Genomic DNA, 17,390 nt, shown 5'->3' with positions numbered 1-17,390 from the left:
TCATACACTGTTAAATATCTCTGACTTTGCACACACAACAATAAGTAACAAACATAAACCCACAAAAAAAGCCCCAAATCTGGGGCTTTTTTTGTTTTTAGTTTTCTTCTTCTTCCGTGCTATGGGATTTTGAATAACCTCTCCATTTTTCAATACAATCCTGAAAATCCTGTGGGAGTTCCGTATCAAAACGCATCATCACTCCAGTTACAGGATGCACAAAGCCCAAAGTTTTGGCATGTAAAGCCTGTCTTGGCAACGCTTTGAAACAGTTTTCTATAAATTGCTTGTATTTGGTAAACGTAGTTCCTTTTAGAATCAAATGACCGCCATAACGCTCATCATTAAAAAGTGGATGTCCTATGTGTTTTAAATGCGCTCTAATTTGGTGTGTTCTTCCTGTTTCCAGTTGGCACGAAATCAACGTTACATAACCAAAACGCTCCAACACTTTATAATGTGTCACAGCAGGTTTCCCTATTTCTGGATCAGCAAAAACCGCCATTTGCATGCGATCTTTCAAGTGACGCGCTAAGTTTCCTTCAATTGTTCCTTGCTCTTCAACTACATTTCCCCAAACTAAAGCAATATATTCTCTTTCAGAAGTTTTGGCTTCAAATTGTTTGGCTAGATGTGTCATAGCCGCTTCGGTTTTGGCAATAACCAATAAACCCGAAGTGTCTTTGTCAATTCTATGCACCAATCCTGGACGTTCGCTGCTGTTCATTGGCAAATTATCAAAATGATACGCCAATGCATGCACCAAAGTTCCCGTGTAATTCCCATGACCGGGATGTACCACCATTCCTGGCAATTTGTTTATCAATAACAAAGCATCATCTTCGTAAACAATATCAAGCGGAATATTCTCCGCAATAATATGGTTTTCATAAGGCGGATGCGTAAGCATAACGCGAACAACATCATTGGCTTTCACTTTGTAATTCGACTTCACTGTGGCGTCGTTTACAAAAATATTCCCTTCGGTTGCGGCAGTTTGTATTTTATTCCGAGTTGCATTTTGAATTAAGCCCATCAAATATTTATCAATTCGCAAAGGCGCTTGCCCTTTAGGAACTTCAAATCTAAAATGTTCGAATAACTCTTCTTCTAAATCTATTGTATCTATATTATTGTTCATTTGCTGGTGTTGCTGCTTCTGGTGTCGCTAAACTATCTACTACTGTGCTCTCATCTACATAACTCGCTTTTCCGTCTCCCAGAACCAAATCAATTTTGGATGATTTCAATACTCTGTCCCCTACTTTCAGGTTTCTTCCTTTGTAACGCATTTCCAGAACCATATCTTTTCCAAGATTAGGAATATAAGTAACCGTTCCTTCTTCAAGTCCTAAAGCTTTCAATGTAGGTACCGCTTCACGATATGTTTTTTCAATTAAATCAGGAATTTTTACGGATGAAAACCCCGAGGCATTAATTTTAATATATACTTTTCTACCTACTTTTACTTTCGTACCAGGCAATGGATCTTGCTCCACCACACTAAATTTTGGATAATCCCCTCTAAAATCTACACTGTCCAAAAGCACATAATCTAAATCCAACTCATCCAGTTTATCTTCCACCTGCTCCTCTGTCAGCTTGCGCAAGTCCGGCACTGAAATTTCATGACCATGGTCAGTTGTAAAGGTCAACCAATGCATAAATAAATAGCCCAAAACGGCAATAATGGCAAGAGCAGATAATACTTGTAGAAAAAAGACACGGCTAGTAAGATACTTACGTAAACTCATAAATTTATTTTTATATGTGGCAAAGATAAAGCTATTTCGTTTCAAAAAAAATGATAATTTTGTTTAATCGTTTTTAGGATTAATCCTGATGAATTTCAGGAGCTATTTCCCGCTATTCGTTGCAATCTTTTTATTTTTAAAGAAAAAATAAAAAGGATTTCCACTGCTATCGGGGCTAGAGATTAGTACTAAAAACAACTTTATTAATTTGAACAACTAAGACCAAAATAGGATAAAATGAAAAACATTGCCATCATCATGGGCGGATATTCCAGCGAATACAAGATCTCACTTATCAGCGGAAACGTCGTATATCAATTTCTTGATAAAACTAAATTCAACGGATTCCGAATCCATATTTTCAAAGAAAAATGGGTTTATGTTGATGCTAATGATGCCGAATTTCCCATCGATAAAAATGATTTTTCAGTAACAGTAAACAGAACCAAAATCACTTTCGATTGTGTTTTCAATGCCATTCATGGAACTCCGGGCGAAGATGGATTAATGCAAGCCTATTTTGAATTGTTGCAAATTCCACAAACATCTTGTGATTATTACCAAGCAGCTTTAACGTTCAACAAACGTGATTTATTGTCGGTTTTAAAACCATACGGAATAAAAACGGCCATTTCCTATTACTTAAACAAAGGGGATATTATAAATACCGAAGAAATTGTAACTAAAGTAGGTTTGCCTTGTTTTGTAAAACCCAATAAAGCGGGTTCCAGTTTTGGAATTTCCAAAGTAAAAACTGCCGCCGAATTGCCAATCGCAATCGAAATGGCGTACAAAGAAGACAACGAAATCATCATAGAAAGTTTCCTTGATGGAACTGAAGTTTCTGTAGGAGTCATCAATTACAAAGGGAAAGTAATTGTTTTACCAATAACTGAAATCGTTTCTGATAATGATTTCTTCGATTATGAAGCCAAATATTTGGGTAAATCCCAAGAAATTACGCCGGCAAGAATCTCAGACGAAATGACTCAAAAAGTAAACGAAATAGCCAAGCGTGCTTACGAAGTCTTAAAAATGAAAGGCTTCTCCCGTAGTGAATTTATTATTGTAAACGGAGAACCACACATGCTGGAAATGAACACGATTCCAGGTCTAACCACCGAAAGTTTGATTCCACAACAAGCCAAAGCCGCCGGAATTTCATTGGAAGATTTGTTTACTAATGCGATAGAATTGGCTTTAGAAAATAAGCAATAATTTATGATGGTTTTAGTTGGAACTCGGGATTCAAATATAAAAAATGGAACAATTTTAAATGAAAAATGTCCTAAATGTGAAACCGAAAGCACTTTATATTTTAGCATTTATAGAAGATATACCCATATTACTTTAATTCCCCTATTTCCAATTGGAAAATCTGTTTATATCAAATGTAGTCATTGCAAAGAAAACTTTAACTATGAAGATTTACCTGAAAACATTCAACTAAAACTAAGAAATGTAAAATTAGACCGTTCAATTTGGATGTTTTTAGGTTCAATTATTTTAGCATTATTTATTATTTTGATAATAAATAATTATTTTGATAAAAAAGATGAAACTAGTGTTTTAATAAAAAGTCCGATTGAAGGAGATATCTATAATTTAAAATTGTCAAACGGTTATTATTCAACTATGAGAATAGACAAAGTAACTAGTGATAGCATATATACTACTCACAATGATTACGATACTTATATGCCATACGAAGTTGATGAAATCGACAAACCTGAAAATTACACCGCAAGAAAAGTAAATTATTCAAAAAAAAATTTGTTAGATCTTCATCAAAAAGATGAAATCTTCTCAATAATAAGAAAATAAATGAGAAAAGCTATATTCCCGGGTTCATTCGATCCCATCACATTAGGTCATGAAGACATCATCAAAAGAAGCATTTCTTTATTTGATGAAATCGTAATTGCTATTGGCGTCAATGCCGAAAAGAAGTACATGTTTTCACTCGAAGAAAGAAAACGATTTATCGAAGAAACATTCAAAAACGAACCTAAAGTTTCGGTGATTACCTATGAAGGTTTAACGATTGATTTGTGTCATAAAATAAAAGCCGACTTTATACTTCGTGGCTTGCGTAATCCCGCTGATTTCGAATTTGAAAAAGCTATTGCTCACACCAATCGCCGCTTATCAAAAATAGAAACCGTATTTTTATTAACTGCAGCACGAACTTCGTACATCAGTTCCAGTATTGTGAGAGATGTAATCCGCAATGGAGGTCAATATGAAATGCTTGTACCTGATGCAGTTCGAGTTAAATAGTTAGGTACTGAAGTAAAAAATATAAATTTGTGAAAAGCGCTATTTAGCCGTATTTTTGCCAAAAATAAAAGCCATTAGACATGAGTATAGAAAGAGAATTAAATAAACGCAGCGGATCGAAATGTGAACTTTGTGGTGCAACAGAAAACCTAAAAGTATATCAAGTATTACCTACCAAAAAAGGTGGAATTGATGAAAGTATTTTAGCTTGTAGTACCTGTATTGATCAAATTGAAAATCCAGATAATGTAGATTTAAACCATTGGAGATGCTTAAATGACAGTATGTGGAGTGAGCATATTCCAGTACAAGTTGTAGCATGGAGAATGTTAAGTCGTCTTCGTTCGGCAGGTTGGCCTCAAGAATTATTGGACCAAATGTATTTAGACGAGGATACTTTAGCTTGGGCTCAAGCAACAGGTGAAGGTGAAGATGATGAAAATAAAGTGATTCACCGTGATAGTAATGGAGTAATCCTGGAACATGGAGATTCAGTAGTTTTAATCAAAGATTTGAAAGTAAAAGGTTCAAGCATGGTTGCTAAACAAGGAACAGCAGTTCGCAACATTAGACTGGACCACGAAAATGCAGAATATATTGAAGGAAAAGTGGATGGTCAGCAGATTGTAATCATTACACAATACGTGAAGAAGATATAGTTTGCAGTTTGCAGAAAAACAAAAACGTCCTGAGAAATCAAGACGTTTTTGTTTTATAATTTAGGGAGATGTTTAACATTCTTAATCTGAAATCTACTCCTCTTCTTTCTTAATCACTTTTCTGGCAACTTCAATTTTAAATTTCTTGCCTTTCATTTTTTCGTCTTTAATGGCGTGCAGTAAATCTTTTACTTTATTGAATTTCACAGCCGCAAAAGAGATAAAATCTTTCACTTCAATCAATCCTAAATCGCCTTTTTCTAATTTCCCTTTTTGAGAAAAGAAACCTACGATGTCAATTTTATTTAATTTATTTTTCTTTCCGCCACTGATGTAAATAGTTTGGAATTCTGGTGGTTTTGGCAATGAAGTCGAATTTTCGATTTTCAAAGCTTCCATACCATAATCGATGTAATCCATTTTTTTCTCACTTTCATGAGCAATGATATACGCCGTTCCAGAAGCCAACATACGTGCTGTACGACCGTTTCTATGGGTGAATTCATCTTCTTTGGATGGCAAATGATAATGAATTACGTGATTCATTTCGGGGATATCAAGTCCACGAGCGGCTAAATCAGTTGTGATTAAATAGCTTACACTTCCGTTTCTAAACTGGATTAAAGCGCGTTCTCTTTCATCCTGATCCATTCCGCCATGATAATACGTGGCGTAGATTCCTTTTTCGTTCAACGTATCGCTAATGCGTTCTGCAGCATCACGATGGTTACAAAAAACAATTGCCGATTGGGATTTCAACGAACAAATCAAATTAAACAAACTGCCTATTTTGTCTTTTTCTTTAGAAATAACCATTTTCATGGAAAGATTCGTTTCTTCTACGTTTTCTGGAATAAAGTCCAAAATTGTTGGGTTTACAACTCTTGTATATCTTGGAATCTCAATATCTGAAGTTGCAGAAACCAAAACACGTTTATTCAATTTGGTTAGTTTTCCTATGATAAATGACATTTGCTCATGGAAACCCAATTGCAATGATTTGTCAAATTCATCCAGAATCAACGTTTGGATTTTATCCACACGAAAAGTTCCTCTGTCGATATGGTCAGCAATTCTTCCTGGCGTTCCTATTAAAACTGCTGGTGGATTGCTTAAATTCTTAATTTCGGTATCAATGGAATGTCCGCCGTAGCACACATTTACTTTATAATCAGTTCCCATTTTTTTCCAAACTTGTTCAATTTGCAAACCTAATTCACGAGATGGAACCAGAATTAAACATTGAACCGATTGAATTTCGGGTTGTAACATTTCTAAAACAGGCAACAAAAAAGCCAGGGTTTTACCAGAACCTGTTGGAGAAAGCAATAAAACATTATTATCATTCAGGATAGCATCTTGCGCTACTTCCTGCATTTCATTCAGGCTTTCGATGCCTAAATTCAAAAGTATATTGTTGGAATGGTGTTTCTTATTCATTTTGCAAAGGTAATTAAAAAATGAAGGGACAGTTCGCGAACTGTCCATACTAAAGTAAAAAATATTTAGTTTTTAGTATTCAGTTGTTTGTGAACAGTTTGGCAGAAGAGAATCCCAGAGTTTCAGAAGCGGTTTTATGAACTAATTTGATAAAGAAGTAAAACAAAAAAACAAAATTTATAACATAAAGTACTTTGTAGATTACAGCTACAAACTGATCCCGAAGCGTCGGGACTGAAAACTGTCATCAGAACACTGCTCCCGCGTGAAGGATAGCAGCTAAGCACCATGTGCTGCGGATAGCCTGGCAGCAGTAAAAAAAGGGGCTAATCAGCATTACGATGATTAGCCCCTTTTTATTACTGGTGGCACGCCCAAAATGGCATTAATTTATGAATGAAGACTTTTTTCTTCTTCAAACAATAACTTAATATTCTCATAGGAATTTTTTAAAGCCTCCTTAATTTGTTCTGGATTCATCCAAGCCACTTTTTCGATTCCTTCTTCTAATTGTCCTTGAGGAGTGCCTTCAAAATCAGATTGCATTTCGAACCAATGCGTGATTTTCAATTTATACTTTCCATTTCTTTTAAAAACGTGGTAGGTTTTTTGAAGTTTGTGAGATATTGTTAGACCGTTTACGCCAGTCTCCTCCTCTACTTCTCGCATGGCTGTGGCTTCAATTTCTTCTCCTTTTTCGATTCCCCCTTTAGGTAAATCCCATTTTCCGTTTCTGAAAATGAATAAAACTTCGCCTTTTTTATTGTATACTAAGCCTCCTCCCGCTTTATTTACAGGGATTTTTGCTTTCAAAGTCTTCATAATCTCCTTTTCATCAGGATGATATAAGTAGGCTTTTTGAATTTTATTTTGAAATATTTTTACTATAAGTTGCTCTATGTCAATACTTTCTAATAAAAAAAGTTGAAAATCAGTCTCCTTAGAGATGTGATTTGTCAAAAAAAGTGGTTTGTCGTTAACAAAAACTTTATACATTTGTACTATGATTTTTAATAAAGATACAGCCGAAAAAACAGCCGAATTGCTTTTGCAAATAAATGCAATTAAATTGAATCCAGGAAATCCTTTTACATGGGCTTCCGGATGGAAATCTCCTATTTACTGTGATAACCGATTAATACTCTCATTTCCAGCCATAAGAAATTATGTTCGGGATGAGTTTGCCAAAAATATTGAAAAACAATTTGGCAAACCAGATGTTATTGCCGGAGTTGCCACAGGAGCTATAGGAATTGGAATGCTCGTTGCCGAAAGTTTAGGGTTACCATTTGTATATGTTCGCCCAGAAGCAAAAAAACACGGAAGATTAAACCAAGTGGAAGGTTTTTTACAAAAAGGACAAAATGTTGTCGTTGTAGAAGATTTGATCAGTACTGGAAACAGTAGTTTACTTGCCGTTGAAGCTTTGCGTGCAGCAGGAGCTAACATAAAAGGTATGGCAGCCATTTTCACCTATGGTTTTGATGTTGCTGACCAGAATTTCAAAGATGCAAATATTGATTTGTTTACCCTTAGTAATTATACGAATTTATTAAATTTGGCTGTTGCCAAAAAATATATTACCGAGGAAGAAGAGCAAACCTTGAGAGAGTGGAACGTGAGTCCATCAACTTGGAATATTGAAGTTTAAAAAATTTAAAAAACACAATCCGCTAAACTATGAACTTACAAAGTCCAAAAGTTACTGTTCCTAAATCTGCTCAAGAATTATTTGATTTATTGAGCGATGTAAAAAATTTCGAAAAATTAATGCCGGAAACTATTGCTAAATTTGAAGTTATTGGTGACGATGCATTCATTTTTGGATTGAAAGGGATGCCGGAAATAAAATTGAAAATGAAAGAAAAAGTAGCACCAAATAAAATTGTATTGGGTGCTGCCAGTGATAAACTTCCATTTACTTTAATAGCTAATATTGGTTCTGTTTCTGATAATTCAAGTGATGTACAACTTGATTTTGAAGGAGATTTTAATCCCATGATGGCTATGATGATAAAAGGTCCTATTGGAAAATTTATCGAAACATTAGCTACCAATATGGCAAAATTATAAAAACCTAATTTCAAAATATACAAGAACCTTTTAGTGCAAACTGAAAGGTTTTTTTGTTTAATTCTTCAAGATCTATCGTATTTAGTGCTGTCAAAAATTAATACAGCATTTGAATTTCTTTGATGTCAAATTCTGAAATACGGTCATCTTCCAAAAGAACCTCAAGTTTTCCAAAAGAAGAAACTCCTTGAATAATCCCCATGAAATTTTGATTATTCTGATCTGAAAAAGGCATAGGAACGCCTTTTTTAAATAATTTATTGGTATAATCTGACCATAATATTTCAGAGTGTTGTTCCCATGATTTTACATTATATTCTATTTTATCCATAATAGAAAAAAGCAATTCCTCCTTATCAAATTGTTTATTACAAATAACCGCTAATGATGATGCTTTAGGCAAAGTTTCAAAATCAGTTTGATTTACATTTAAACCTAAACCTATTATAGAAATAATCGTTCCGTCACTTTTGATGCTGTTTTCTATCAAAATGCCACCTATTTTTTTATTGTATGACATTATGTCGTTTGGCCATTTTATACTAAGATCGGGAATCTTATAGGATTCTAAAACGGAAATAACAGCAAGAGAAACTGCAATATTTAGGTTGTATATCTGACAAATATCCGATAAAAAACCCTTAACTAAAACACTCATTATTAAGTTTTTACTAGGCTCAGAAGTCCAAACAGCTCCCATTTGCCCCTTACCTTTGGTTTGGCTTTCAGCAGTAACAACGGTAAAGTTTTCCTGTTCCTGTTTGTTCGATAACCCTTTGAGGAATTCATTTGTAGAATCTATGGCATCGAGTTTGATTACTTTCATATACGTTTTTTTGTGAAACAGAATTTAATATTATGTTAAGGTTCAAAAATAATCACAAAAAATGGTAACTTTACAAACTTATATATAAAAATAATTCATGGCGAAAAAGACTATAAATAATGACGTGCTATTAGCGAACATCATTAAAGGAATAGAAGAAGTAAAAGGAAATGATATCGATATTCTTGATTTAAGAGAAATAGACACTGCAGTTTGTGACTATTTTATCATCTGCAATGGAAATTCAAACACACAAGTTAACGCCATAGTCAACTCAATCCAAAAAACAGTTTCAAAAGAATTAAAAGACAAGCCTTGGCATGTTGAAGGAACTGATAATGCAGAATGGGTTCTTATGGATTATGTAAATATTGTTGTGCATGTTTTCCAAAAACACATCCGAGAATATTACAACATTGAGAGTCTTTGGGGTGATGCAAAAATCACTACAATTGAAAACAAATACTAAAGAAACACACTTCTAATGGCTAAAGATAATAATCCAAATTCGAATAAATTTAAAATAAGTCCTTGGTTAATTTACACAGCAATCCTTTTAATTTTCTTGTTTATAAGTTTCATAACCGGAGGTTCAAGTCTTAATGAACCAGCACAATTAACTTCTTCTAAATTTAATAATTATTTAGAGAAAGGTCAAATTGAAAAAGTTATCGTTTACAATAAAACGGAGGCTGAAGTATATCTTAACGCAGCAGCTTTGAAAGATCCTGCAAATAAAAAAGTTGCCAAAGATGTTTTTGACAGACCTAACAAAGGTCCTCATTATTCATTCGATATTGGTAATGATCAAATATTTCAAACTAAACTTGAAAAAGCGGTTGTTGAAGGAAAATTGAAAGATTTTAATTTCTTGCCAAAAAACAATTGGTCGGATATTTTAATCAGTTTATTGCCAATCATCATCATTATAGGGGTTTGGATTTTTATCATGAGAAAAATGTCAGGTGGCGGCGGTGGCGGCGGTGGACAAATTTTCAATATTGGAAAATCAAAAGCAAAACTTTTTGACGAAAAAACAGATATAAAAACGACATTCAAGGATGTTGCTGGTCTTGAAGGAGCAAAAGAAGAAATACAAGAAATTGTAGAATTCTTGAAAAACCCTGAAAAGTACACCAATCTTGGAGGTAAAATCCCTAAAGGAGCTTTACTGGTAGGGCCTCCCGGAACAGGAAAAACATTGTTAGCAAAAGCCGTTGCAGGTGAAGCTCAAGTTCCATTTTTCTCTTTATCAGGTTCTGATTTTGTGGAAATGTTTGTAGGTGTAGGTGCTTCACGTGTACGTGATTTATTCAAACAAGCCAAAGAAAAATCTCCGGCAATCATTTTTATTGATGAGATTGATGCTGTAGGTAGAGCAAGAGGAAAAAGCAATATGTCCGGTGGTAATGACGAACGTGAAAACACGCTGAATCAATTACTAACTGAAATGGATGGTTTTGGAACCAATTCGAATGTAATTGTATTGGCTGCAACAAATAGAGCTGATGTTCTAGACAAAGCATTGATGCGTGCAGGCCGTTTTGACAGACAAATTTTTGTAGACTTACCAGATATTCGTGAGCGTGCTGAGATTTTCAAAGTACACTTAGCCCCTTTAAAAAAGATAGAAGGATTAGATACTGACTTTTTAGCAAAACAAACTCCTGGTTTTTCAGGTGCAGATATTGCTAATGTTTGTAATGAAGCTGCATTAATTGCTGCAAGAAATAACAAAACTGCAGTTGACAAGCAAGATTTTCTAGATGCCGTTGATAGAATTGTAGGTGGTCTTGAGAAGAAAAATAAGATTGTAACTCCAGAAGAAAAGAAAGCAATTGCTATTCATGAAGCAGGTCACGCTACAGTAAGTTGGATGCTGGAACACGCAGCACCGTTAATTAAAGTAACTATTGTACCTAGAGGACAAAGTTTAGGTGCGGCATGGTATTTACCAGAAGAGCGACTAATTGTTCGTCCAGACCAAATGCTTGACGAAATGTGCGCAACTATGGGTGGTAGAGCAGCTGAAAAAGTAACTTTTAACAGAATTTCTACTGGTGCATTAAGCGATTTAGAAAAAGTAACTAAACAAGCTCGTGCCATGGTCACTATTTATGGCTTGAATGAAAAAATTGGTAATGTTACCTATTATGATTCAACTGGACAAAGTGAGTATAGTTTTTCAAAACCGTATTCTGAGGAAACGGCTAGAGTTATTGATGAAGAAATTTCATTACTAATTGAAAGCCAATACCAAAGAGCGATAGAAATACTAGAAGAAAATAAAGATAAATTGAATCAGCTTGCAGATATTCTAATTGAAAAAGAAGTAATATTCAAAGATGATTTAGAAGCTATTTTTGGAAAAAGAACTTTTGACAAGAATCTTGATGAAGTAGTATCATAAAAAACACATATTATTTAATTATTTTTAAAATCTTAATTCAAAAGCCTCTTTTGAATTAAGATTTTTTTATCTTTGGACGTTTTCAAATAATAAATAAAAGTAGATTAAAAGAATATGAGTCTTTTTAGAAAATTTTTTGGTGCTAACAATCCGGCTTCTGAGGAAGATAAAGAAAGTGAATTTAATAAATCCTTTGCTGATAATGCTACCTCTATAGATGAAAAATTTATCTATAATTTCAAAAAAAATGGTGGTAAATTTTTATACTGCGAAAACTCCGAAGAAGTAAAAGAACAATTTGAAAACATACTGGAAGAAAATGACTGGTTTGAAAGTGAAGTTTTATGCTATGAGCCTAATCTTTTTGGGATATTAGATGACAATAAACTTACTTATGACAAACCTAAAAACCCTAAATTTCTTCTCGCAACTTGCGAAAATTTAATTGCCGAAGAAGGATCTGTTTTATTCTCATCGAAACAAATTAAACAAAATAAGCCTAACGAATTGCCTGCTAATATTATTATTTTAGCAAACACAAGTCAGATTCTTGCTGCAAAAAGTGATGGGCTTAGCGCCATAAAGAAGAAATACGAAAGAGACTATCCTACCAATATAACGACCATAAAATATTTCGAAAAAGCAAAAGAGGAAGATTTTACACAATACGGAAGTTCTGCAAAAAATCTATATTTATTGCTTTTAGAAGACCTTTAAAATGAATGAAACTCTAAAACGAGGTATATCAGGAGCTATTTATATTATATTATTACTCGCTTCTATTTTATATTCAACGGAAAGCTTTTTCATTCTATTTGGAATCTTTCTTATAATTGCAATTTATGAATTTTGCAATTTAATTCAAATAAATAAAGTATTTCCAATTCTTTTCGGAACCCTTTTATACACTACAGTAACTTTAGTAAGTCATTACAATAAAACTACTACAGATACTATCAATCAGGTATTCAATACTGGTTTAGAAATTTCAATAAACATACAACAATTAGATATTGTTTTATTGGTTATAGCATTGGTTGTATCCATAAAATGCATCCTTTTCTTATTTTATGACAATATTCAAAAAATAAGCACTTCATCAAAATACTTGTATTTATTAGGGTATATTATACTGCCATTTGTATTTATTACTAAAATTTCATTTGGAATAAATGACTATAATCCTAAAATTATAATTGGATTATTTATTTTAATATGGACTAACGATACCTTTGCCTATATTGTTGGAAAATCTATAGGCCGAACCAAATTATTCGAAAAAATATCCCCTAAAAAAACTATAGAAGGATTCTTAGGCGGAATCGTTTTTGCAGTTTTAGCGGGTTATTTAATATCAAAATACTACATCAAGGCCAATCCTCAATTTAGTGAAAGATCCATCTTAATCTGGACTTCAATTGCTGTTATTGTTGGAATTGTTGGTACTATAGGAGATTTAATTGAATCTAAATTCAAACGCATCGCTGGCGTAAAAGATAGCGGAAGTATCATGCCTGGTCATGGAGGCATACTAGATCGACTAGATAGTGTTATATTTGTAGCACCAATTATATTTTTATTTTACCAAATCTTAAACTATGTTTCATAAAGAAGGAACCCCGTCAATTTTATTAGGCACGTTTTTTACAGCCGTTGTCGTTTTATTGTCCGATAAATTTATTGACACCAATTGGCTTAAAATGCTAATTCAATTAAGTGCTCTTTTGCTTTTAATTATCATTTTACAGTTCTTCAGAAATCCAAAAAGAACCGCAATACTCAATGAAAATGTAATACTGGCTCCAGTTGATGGAAAAGTGGTTGTTATTGAAGAAGTCTATGAAGGAGAATATTTCAAAGACAAACGTTTACAAATTTCAATTTTCATGTCACCAATAAACGTACATGTTACGCGCTATGGACTAAGTGGAATTGTAAAATTCAGCAAATACCATCCTGGAAAATTTTTAGTAGCTTGGCATCCAAAAGCAAGCGAAGAAAACGAAAGAACTACTGTAGTAATCGAAAATAAAACATTCGGTGCCATTTTATACCGTCAAATTGCAGGTGCATTAGCCCGACGAATTGTAAATTATGCCGAAGAAGGAATGCAGGTTGTTCAGGGGACTGATGCAGGTTTTATCAAATTTGGTTCAAGAGTGGATATATTTTTACCTTTAGGAACACCTATCAATGTAGTTCTTAATCAAAAAGCAATTGGAGGGAAAACAATTATTGCTACAAAAGGATAATGATTGAAAAAGATTTAGATACACGATTTAAAGAAGCCGTTGAAATAGCGTCTGAAATGACTCAAGCATCTTTACCGCAAGATGTCCAGTTAAGGCTATATGCTTATTATAAGCAGGCTACAATAGGAACTTTGGATTTAAAGCAAACATCAAATTACCATTTAAGGGATGCTTTCAAAACAAACGCCTGGATGCAAATCAGTAACATAACTGCTGATGAAGCTAAAGAACAGTATATCGAAATCATAAATTCAATTTTGAAAAAATAATGTTACTCATGAAAAAAAATCTCTTTTTAATTTCTAGTTCTTTGTTTCTTACATTATTATTTTCCTGTAATAACAAAAAACTCACTGAAGTTGTAGAAGTTCCTTTACCAACTGCCCAAGAAAAAATTACTGTTGGAGTTCCTGATGATGTTAAGGCAATTGAAGGCTCTTTTCAATTAGAAAAATTACCGTATTCCTACGATGCATTAGCACCAAATATTTCGGCAGTAGCGCTAGAAATGCATTATTCAAAGCATTATCTTACGTATACCAATAATTTAAACAAAGCGGTAGCTGGAACACCATTAGAAAACCTAACAATTGAAGAGGTATTAGCAAAGTTAGACTTGAATGATGCTAATACCAGAAACAATGCTGGTGGTTATTACAATCATACTTTATATTGGCAAATTATGGCTCCTAAGGCTGGTGGAAAACCATCAGATGTTTTAGCCGAAGCAATTACAACCGATTTTGGTTCATTTGAAAATTTTGTAACTTTATTCAAAGATGAAGCTACAAAACAATTTGGTTCCGGTTGGGTATGGCTTGTGGTTGACAGATCCGGAAAGCTCCAAGTGACCAGTACTCAAAATCAAGACAATCCTTTGATGAAAAATGCACTTATTCCAGGAACACCGATTTTAGCTTTAGATGTTTGGGAACACGCTTATTATTTGGATTACCAATACAAAAGAAAAAATTATATTGATGCTTTTTTTAATGTAATCAATTGGAAAAAAGTGGCTGAAAATTATGATTCAGCGATAAATAAGAAGTAACAAACTATAACTTTTTTATTGTTAGACATAATAAATCTATCCCTTTTATCTCATCATTTTTTATAAAAAAGTTTTGAATCTGTAACCAATAATTTAGTTTAAAAAAAACACCTGTGAATTTCATAACTTATTTATGAATTTGTATAAGAACTACCGTCATAAAAGAATCAACTTTGTACGAATAGTTTTAACAAACAAATTTCAAATAAAATGAAAACAATACAATCCAATTTCTTTTCAAAAAAAATATTATTAAGTATTTTTTTAGTTTTTCTATCCCTTTCATTTACCTCATGCGCCAAAAAAATTACTTTTCAAAGCTCATCTATAGTTCCTGCGGCGCGTGGACAGGTTAGCATTAAAAAAGATAACAACAAGAATTATCTAATTAAGGTTAAAATAGATAATTTAGCCGAGGTAAAAAGACTGGAGTCTTCAAAAAATGCTTATGTCGTTTGGATTGAAACTGATGAATCAATTGTAAAAAATGTTGGGCAAATAAAAAGCGACACTAAGTTTATGTCATCAAAACTGAAAGCATCATTTGAAACCGTTACCGCATTTAAGCCTTCAAAAATATTTATTACTGCAGAGGATAATGCAGATGCCCAATATCCTGGGTCAGAAGTCATCTTAGAAACAAAAAAATTCTAAAAAAATAAGAATAAAAAAAGGGTAAAATATTAATTTATTTTACCCTTTTTCATGTCTATTTATAATTGATAAATAAACGACTCGGATGGAGCGATTGTAATATGAGCTTTTCCTTCCCCATTTATAACCTGCAATTGAATGGCACTTTTATTATACAACTGATCCGTTACCGTATAATTTCCGTCTTTCAAATTCCATTTTTGAATAATATCCGAAGGAATTTTTAATTCGAAATTACTTGTGGTAAGCCAAGAAAAATTAGTGATTACTATTAATTTTTGAGTGTCTGACCAACGGGCAAAAGCATAAATCCCTGAATCGTACCCCTGGGTTTCATGGCGATTAACTGTTTGAATTTCTTGGTATTTCCCCATCAGAGCAGTACTTTTATGAGAAAAATTCAGCAATCTTTTGTAAAAATCACGCAAGTCTTTTTCGCTTTGTGATAATTGACCTCCGTCAAATTTCCCTGCGTTCATCCAGCGCTGATGATTTGGAACACCTACATAATCAAAGATTGAAGTTCTGGAATGCGTACCAAACCCCCCGTTTTCATTTCCGGCCTCTCCTACTTCCTGACCAAAATAAATCATAGTTGGTGAAGTACTTATTGTGGTTGAAACTACCATTAAGGGTTTTCCTTTTTCTGGCGTTCCCGCAAATTCTGGACTTGCTAAACGTTGTTCATCATGATTATCTAGAAAATGCAACATATGATGCTCAATATCAGCCATACCGTTTTGTATGTCCGATAATCCATCTGGCAATGACTTGCCTCGAATTACATCTTTTAATTTATCATATATTTCTACCTTGTCGTATAAATAGTCCATTTTACCCAAACGAATGTAGTTTCTGTACTCATTCGGATTATAGACTTCTGCCAATAAAAAAGCATCTGGATTTTTTGTCTTTATCGCTGAATTCATATAGCTCCAGAACTCATAAGGCACCATTTCAGCCATATCGTATCGAAAACCATCAACCCCTTTCGCAGTCCAATACAAGGCAATATCCCTGAATTTTTTCCAAGAATCCGGAACATCCTTTCCTTTCCAAAAATCAAAATGCTCTTTGTATGATTTTGTATCAAAACCAGCAGGAAGTTCTGGAAAATCTTTCGAACCGTCAGGACGAATTCCGTAATTTACTTTTACCGTTTCATACCAATCATTACGATCTGGTTTTGCGAGACGAGATCCATTTCCAGTCCATTTTGCAGGATATTCTTCAAATTTACCGTCAATAAGAGGATTCTTTTCACCGTTTAATGGTTTATCTGTATCGGGTACTTCAAAGTGTTTATTTGGAATATAATAAAAGTTATTATCTCTTTTATATTCGACTGTTACATCATCATCAGCACCAAAATCTCTCACCCCTTTAGGATTGTTCCTCCCTTCGTATTTTCTCGCAATATGATTGGGAACTATATCAATAATCACTTTTAATCCCGCTTTGTGGGTTCTTGCAATCAAAGCCTCAAATTCTTGTAATCGATTAGCTGGATTAACTGCCAAATCTGGATTTACATTGTAATAATCTTTTACCGCATAAGGAGAACCTGCTCTTCCTTTTACAACTTCAGGATCATCATTAGAAATTCCGATTGCAGTGTAATCGTGTATCAAGGCATGATGCGGGACTCCGGTGTACCAAATATATGTAACTCCTAAATCTTTTATCTCCTGTAATGCGGTATCTGTAAAATCGTTAAACTTTCCTACTCCATTTTCTTCAATAGTTCCCCAAGGTTTATTATTGGTATTTTTGTTACCAAACAATCGTGTAAAAACTTGATATACAACTTCTTTTTTATCTGAGACGGTCTCTTTCTGTACTGTGTTCATGTTTAAATCTTTCGTTTTACAAGCCGTTGTCAAAAACACTAAACTTATTCCTGCAACAATAGTTATTTTTTTCATCATACAAAATTATTTATGCTGATTTCATTCTTTTTTTACAATTTATAAATCAATTTTTAAATTTAA

20 protein-coding genes are annotated in these 17,390 nt (G+C 33.5%); 14 read left to right on the top strand and 6 right to left on the bottom strand.

Annotated features, from left to right (window positions below):
• Positions 1–97: 97 nt before the first annotated feature.
• Together OA85_RS10190 and OA85_RS10185 are read right to left on the bottom strand one after the other, a co-directional pair.
• Positions 98–1,141: an RluA family pseudouridine synthase gene (locus OA85_RS10190; RefSeq protein ID WP_039109656.1), complete on the bottom strand. Its 1,044-nt coding sequence runs from the start codon at positions 1,139–1,141 to the stop codon at positions 98–100.
• Positions 1,131–1,754, bottom strand: coding sequence for a PASTA domain-containing protein (locus tag OA85_RS10185; RefSeq protein ID WP_039109655.1), 624 nt, complete (start codon positions 1,752–1,754; stop codon positions 1,131–1,133). The genes OA85_RS10190 and OA85_RS10185 overlap by 11 nt, the downstream gene beginning before the upstream one ends.
• 237 nt (positions 1,755–1,991) lie before the next feature.
• Here OA85_RS10185 and OA85_RS10180 point away from each other — a divergent pair, with 237 nt between their 5' ends.
• The 4 genes from OA85_RS10180 (at position 1,992) to OA85_RS10165 (ending at position 4,693) form a co-directional block, all read left to right on the top strand.
• Positions 1,992–2,972 (top strand): D-alanine--D-alanine ligase, encoded by a 981-nt coding sequence (locus tag OA85_RS10180; RefSeq protein ID WP_039109654.1) that lies wholly within the window; start codon positions 1,992–1,994, stop codon positions 2,970–2,972.
• A 3-nt stretch (positions 2,973–2,975) separates the two neighbouring features.
• Entirely contained in the window at positions 2,976–3,578 is a 603-nt protein-coding gene (locus OA85_RS10175) for a zinc-ribbon domain-containing protein (protein ID WP_039109653.1), read from the top strand.
• Positions 3,579–4,034 (top strand): pantetheine-phosphate adenylyltransferase, encoded by a 456-nt coding sequence (gene coaD / locus OA85_RS10170; protein WP_039109652.1) that lies wholly within the window; start codon positions 3,579–3,581, stop codon positions 4,032–4,034. It abuts the gene before it with no gap.
• Positions 4,035–4,114: 80 nt separating this feature from the next.
• Positions 4,115–4,693: an alkylphosphonate utilization protein gene (locus OA85_RS10165; RefSeq protein ID WP_039109651.1), complete on the top strand. Its 579-nt coding sequence runs from the start codon at positions 4,115–4,117 to the stop codon at positions 4,691–4,693.
• A gap of 93 nt (positions 4,694–4,786) precedes the next feature.
• Here the strand turns inward: OA85_RS10165 and OA85_RS10160 are convergent, their stop codons facing one another.
• Together OA85_RS10160 and OA85_RS10155 are read right to left on the bottom strand one after the other, a co-directional pair.
• Positions 4,787–6,133: a DEAD/DEAH box helicase gene (locus OA85_RS10160; protein WP_039109650.1), complete on the bottom strand. Its 1,347-nt coding sequence runs from the start codon at positions 6,131–6,133 to the stop codon at positions 4,787–4,789.
• Positions 6,134–6,523: 390 nt separating this feature from the next.
• The gene (locus tag OA85_RS10155; RefSeq protein ID WP_039109649.1) at positions 6,524–7,129 is read right to left on the bottom strand and encodes an NUDIX hydrolase; all 606 of its coding nucleotides are present in this window, start codon (positions 7,127–7,129) and stop codon (positions 6,524–6,526) included.
• A gap of 7 nt (positions 7,130–7,136) precedes the next feature.
• Between OA85_RS10155 and pyrE the strand changes: the two genes are divergently transcribed.
• Positions 7,137–7,784 (top strand): orotate phosphoribosyltransferase, encoded by a 648-nt coding sequence (gene pyrE / locus OA85_RS10150; protein ID WP_039109648.1) that lies wholly within the window; start codon positions 7,137–7,139, stop codon positions 7,782–7,784.
• 29 nt (positions 7,785–7,813) lie between these two features.
• Positions 7,814–8,206, top strand: coding sequence for an SRPBCC family protein (locus tag OA85_RS10145; RefSeq protein ID WP_039109647.1), 393 nt, complete (start codon positions 7,814–7,816; stop codon positions 8,204–8,206).
• Positions 8,207–8,303: 97 nt separating this feature from the next.
• Here the strand turns inward: OA85_RS10145 and OA85_RS10140 are convergent, their stop codons facing one another.
• The gene (locus OA85_RS10140; protein WP_039109646.1) at positions 8,304–9,032 is read right to left on the bottom strand and encodes a biotin--[acetyl-CoA-carboxylase] ligase; all 729 of its coding nucleotides are present in this window, start codon (positions 9,030–9,032) and stop codon (positions 8,304–8,306) included.
• 97 nt (positions 9,033–9,129) lie between these two features.
• On the opposite strand from OA85_RS10140, the gene rsfS reads away from it, so the two are divergent.
• The 8 genes from rsfS (at position 9,130) to OA85_RS10100 (ending at position 15,399) form a co-directional block, all read left to right on the top strand.
• The gene (gene rsfS / locus OA85_RS10135; protein WP_039109645.1) at positions 9,130–9,501 is read left to right on the top strand and encodes a ribosome silencing factor; all 372 of its coding nucleotides are present in this window, start codon (positions 9,130–9,132) and stop codon (positions 9,499–9,501) included.
• A 15-nt stretch (positions 9,502–9,516) separates the two neighbouring features.
• A complete protein-coding gene (ftsH, locus tag OA85_RS10130; protein ID WP_039109644.1) occupies positions 9,517–11,442 on the top strand; it encodes an ATP-dependent zinc metalloprotease FtsH in 1,926 nt (641 codons plus the stop codon).
• A 114-nt stretch (positions 11,443–11,556) separates the two neighbouring features.
• Entirely contained in the window at positions 11,557–12,159 is a 603-nt protein-coding gene (locus tag OA85_RS10125; protein ID WP_039109643.1) for a lactate utilization protein B/C, read from the top strand.
• A 1-nt stretch (position 12,160) separates the two neighbouring features.
• A complete protein-coding gene (locus OA85_RS10120) occupies positions 12,161–13,051 on the top strand; it encodes a phosphatidate cytidylyltransferase (RefSeq protein ID WP_039109642.1) in 891 nt (296 codons plus the stop codon).
• Positions 13,041–13,694, top strand: coding sequence for a phosphatidylserine decarboxylase family protein (locus OA85_RS10115; RefSeq protein WP_039109641.1), 654 nt, complete (start codon positions 13,041–13,043; stop codon positions 13,692–13,694). The genes OA85_RS10120 and OA85_RS10115 overlap by 11 nt, the downstream gene beginning before the upstream one ends.
• Entirely contained in the window at positions 13,694–13,963 is a 270-nt protein-coding gene (locus OA85_RS10110) for an acyl-CoA-binding protein (RefSeq protein ID WP_039109640.1), read from the top strand. Before OA85_RS10115 ends, OA85_RS10110 begins: the two co-directional genes overlap by 1 nt.
• 8 nt (positions 13,964–13,971) lie before the next feature.
• The gene (locus OA85_RS10105; RefSeq protein WP_039109639.1) at positions 13,972–14,745 is read left to right on the top strand and encodes a superoxide dismutase; all 774 of its coding nucleotides are present in this window, start codon (positions 13,972–13,974) and stop codon (positions 14,743–14,745) included.
• Between the two features lie 210 nt (positions 14,746–14,955).
• Complete coding sequence (locus OA85_RS10100; RefSeq protein WP_039109638.1) at positions 14,956–15,399, top strand: hypothetical protein; 444 nt, start codon at positions 14,956–14,958, stop codon at positions 15,397–15,399.
• A gap of 59 nt (positions 15,400–15,458) precedes the next feature.
• On the opposite strand, the gene OA85_RS10095 is transcribed toward OA85_RS10100, so the two are convergent.
• Complete coding sequence (locus OA85_RS10095; protein WP_039109637.1) at positions 15,459–17,327, bottom strand: alpha-amylase family protein; 1,869 nt, start codon at positions 17,325–17,327, stop codon at positions 15,459–15,461.
• Positions 17,328–17,390 lie beyond the last annotated feature (63 nt).

Source organism: Flavobacterium sp. AED (assembly GCF_000812945.1).
GTDB lineage: Bacteria > Bacteroidota > Bacteroidia > Flavobacteriales > Flavobacteriaceae > Flavobacterium.
Note: the sequence above shows the minus strand (reverse complement) of the source record. Positions and strands in the feature narration are given on the sequence as shown.

Bases quoted from the DNA above. Each gene is read 5' to 3' on its own strand.
- OA85_RS10190 (WP_039109656.1), bottom strand. From the start codon at position 1,141: ATGAACAATAATATAGATACAATAGATTTAGAAGAAGAGTTATTCGAA.
- OA85_RS10185 (WP_039109655.1), bottom strand. From the start codon at position 1,754: ATGAGTTTACGTAAGTATCTTACTAGCCGTGTCTTTTTTCTACAAGTA.
- OA85_RS10180 (WP_039109654.1), top strand. From the start codon at position 1,992: ATGAAAAACATTGCCATCATCATGGGCGGATATTCCAGCGAATACAAG.
- OA85_RS10175 (WP_039109653.1), top strand. From the start codon at position 2,976: ATGATGGTTTTAGTTGGAACTCGGGATTCAAATATAAAAAATGGAACA.
- coaD (WP_039109652.1), top strand. From the start codon at position 3,579: ATGAGAAAAGCTATATTCCCGGGTTCATTCGATCCCATCACATTAGGT.
- OA85_RS10165 (WP_039109651.1), top strand. From the start codon at position 4,115: ATGAGTATAGAAAGAGAATTAAATAAACGCAGCGGATCGAAATGTGAA.
- OA85_RS10160 (WP_039109650.1), bottom strand. From the start codon at position 6,133: ATGAATAAGAAACACCATTCCAACAATATACTTTTGAATTTAGGCATC.
- OA85_RS10155 (WP_039109649.1), bottom strand. From the start codon at position 7,129: ATGTATAAAGTTTTTGTTAACGACAAACCACTTTTTTTGACAAATCAC.
- pyrE (WP_039109648.1), top strand. From the start codon at position 7,137: ATGATTTTTAATAAAGATACAGCCGAAAAAACAGCCGAATTGCTTTTG.
- OA85_RS10145 (WP_039109647.1), top strand. From the start codon at position 7,814: ATGAACTTACAAAGTCCAAAAGTTACTGTTCCTAAATCTGCTCAAGAA.
- OA85_RS10140 (WP_039109646.1), bottom strand. From the start codon at position 9,032: ATGAAAGTAATCAAACTCGATGCCATAGATTCTACAAATGAATTCCTC.
- rsfS (WP_039109645.1), top strand. From the start codon at position 9,130: ATGGCGAAAAAGACTATAAATAATGACGTGCTATTAGCGAACATCATT.
- ftsH (WP_039109644.1), top strand. From the start codon at position 9,517: ATGGCTAAAGATAATAATCCAAATTCGAATAAATTTAAAATAAGTCCT.
- OA85_RS10125 (WP_039109643.1), top strand. From the start codon at position 11,557: ATGAGTCTTTTTAGAAAATTTTTTGGTGCTAACAATCCGGCTTCTGAG.
- OA85_RS10120 (WP_039109642.1), top strand. From the start codon at position 12,161: ATGAATGAAACTCTAAAACGAGGTATATCAGGAGCTATTTATATTATA.
- OA85_RS10115 (WP_039109641.1), top strand. From the start codon at position 13,041: ATGTTTCATAAAGAAGGAACCCCGTCAATTTTATTAGGCACGTTTTTT.
- OA85_RS10110 (WP_039109640.1), top strand. From the start codon at position 13,694: ATGATTGAAAAAGATTTAGATACACGATTTAAAGAAGCCGTTGAAATA.
- OA85_RS10105 (WP_039109639.1), top strand. From the start codon at position 13,972: ATGAAAAAAAATCTCTTTTTAATTTCTAGTTCTTTGTTTCTTACATTA.
- OA85_RS10100 (WP_039109638.1), top strand. From the start codon at position 14,956: ATGAAAACAATACAATCCAATTTCTTTTCAAAAAAAATATTATTAAGT.
- OA85_RS10095 (WP_039109637.1), bottom strand. From the start codon at position 17,327: ATGATGAAAAAAATAACTATTGTTGCAGGAATAAGTTTAGTGTTTTTG.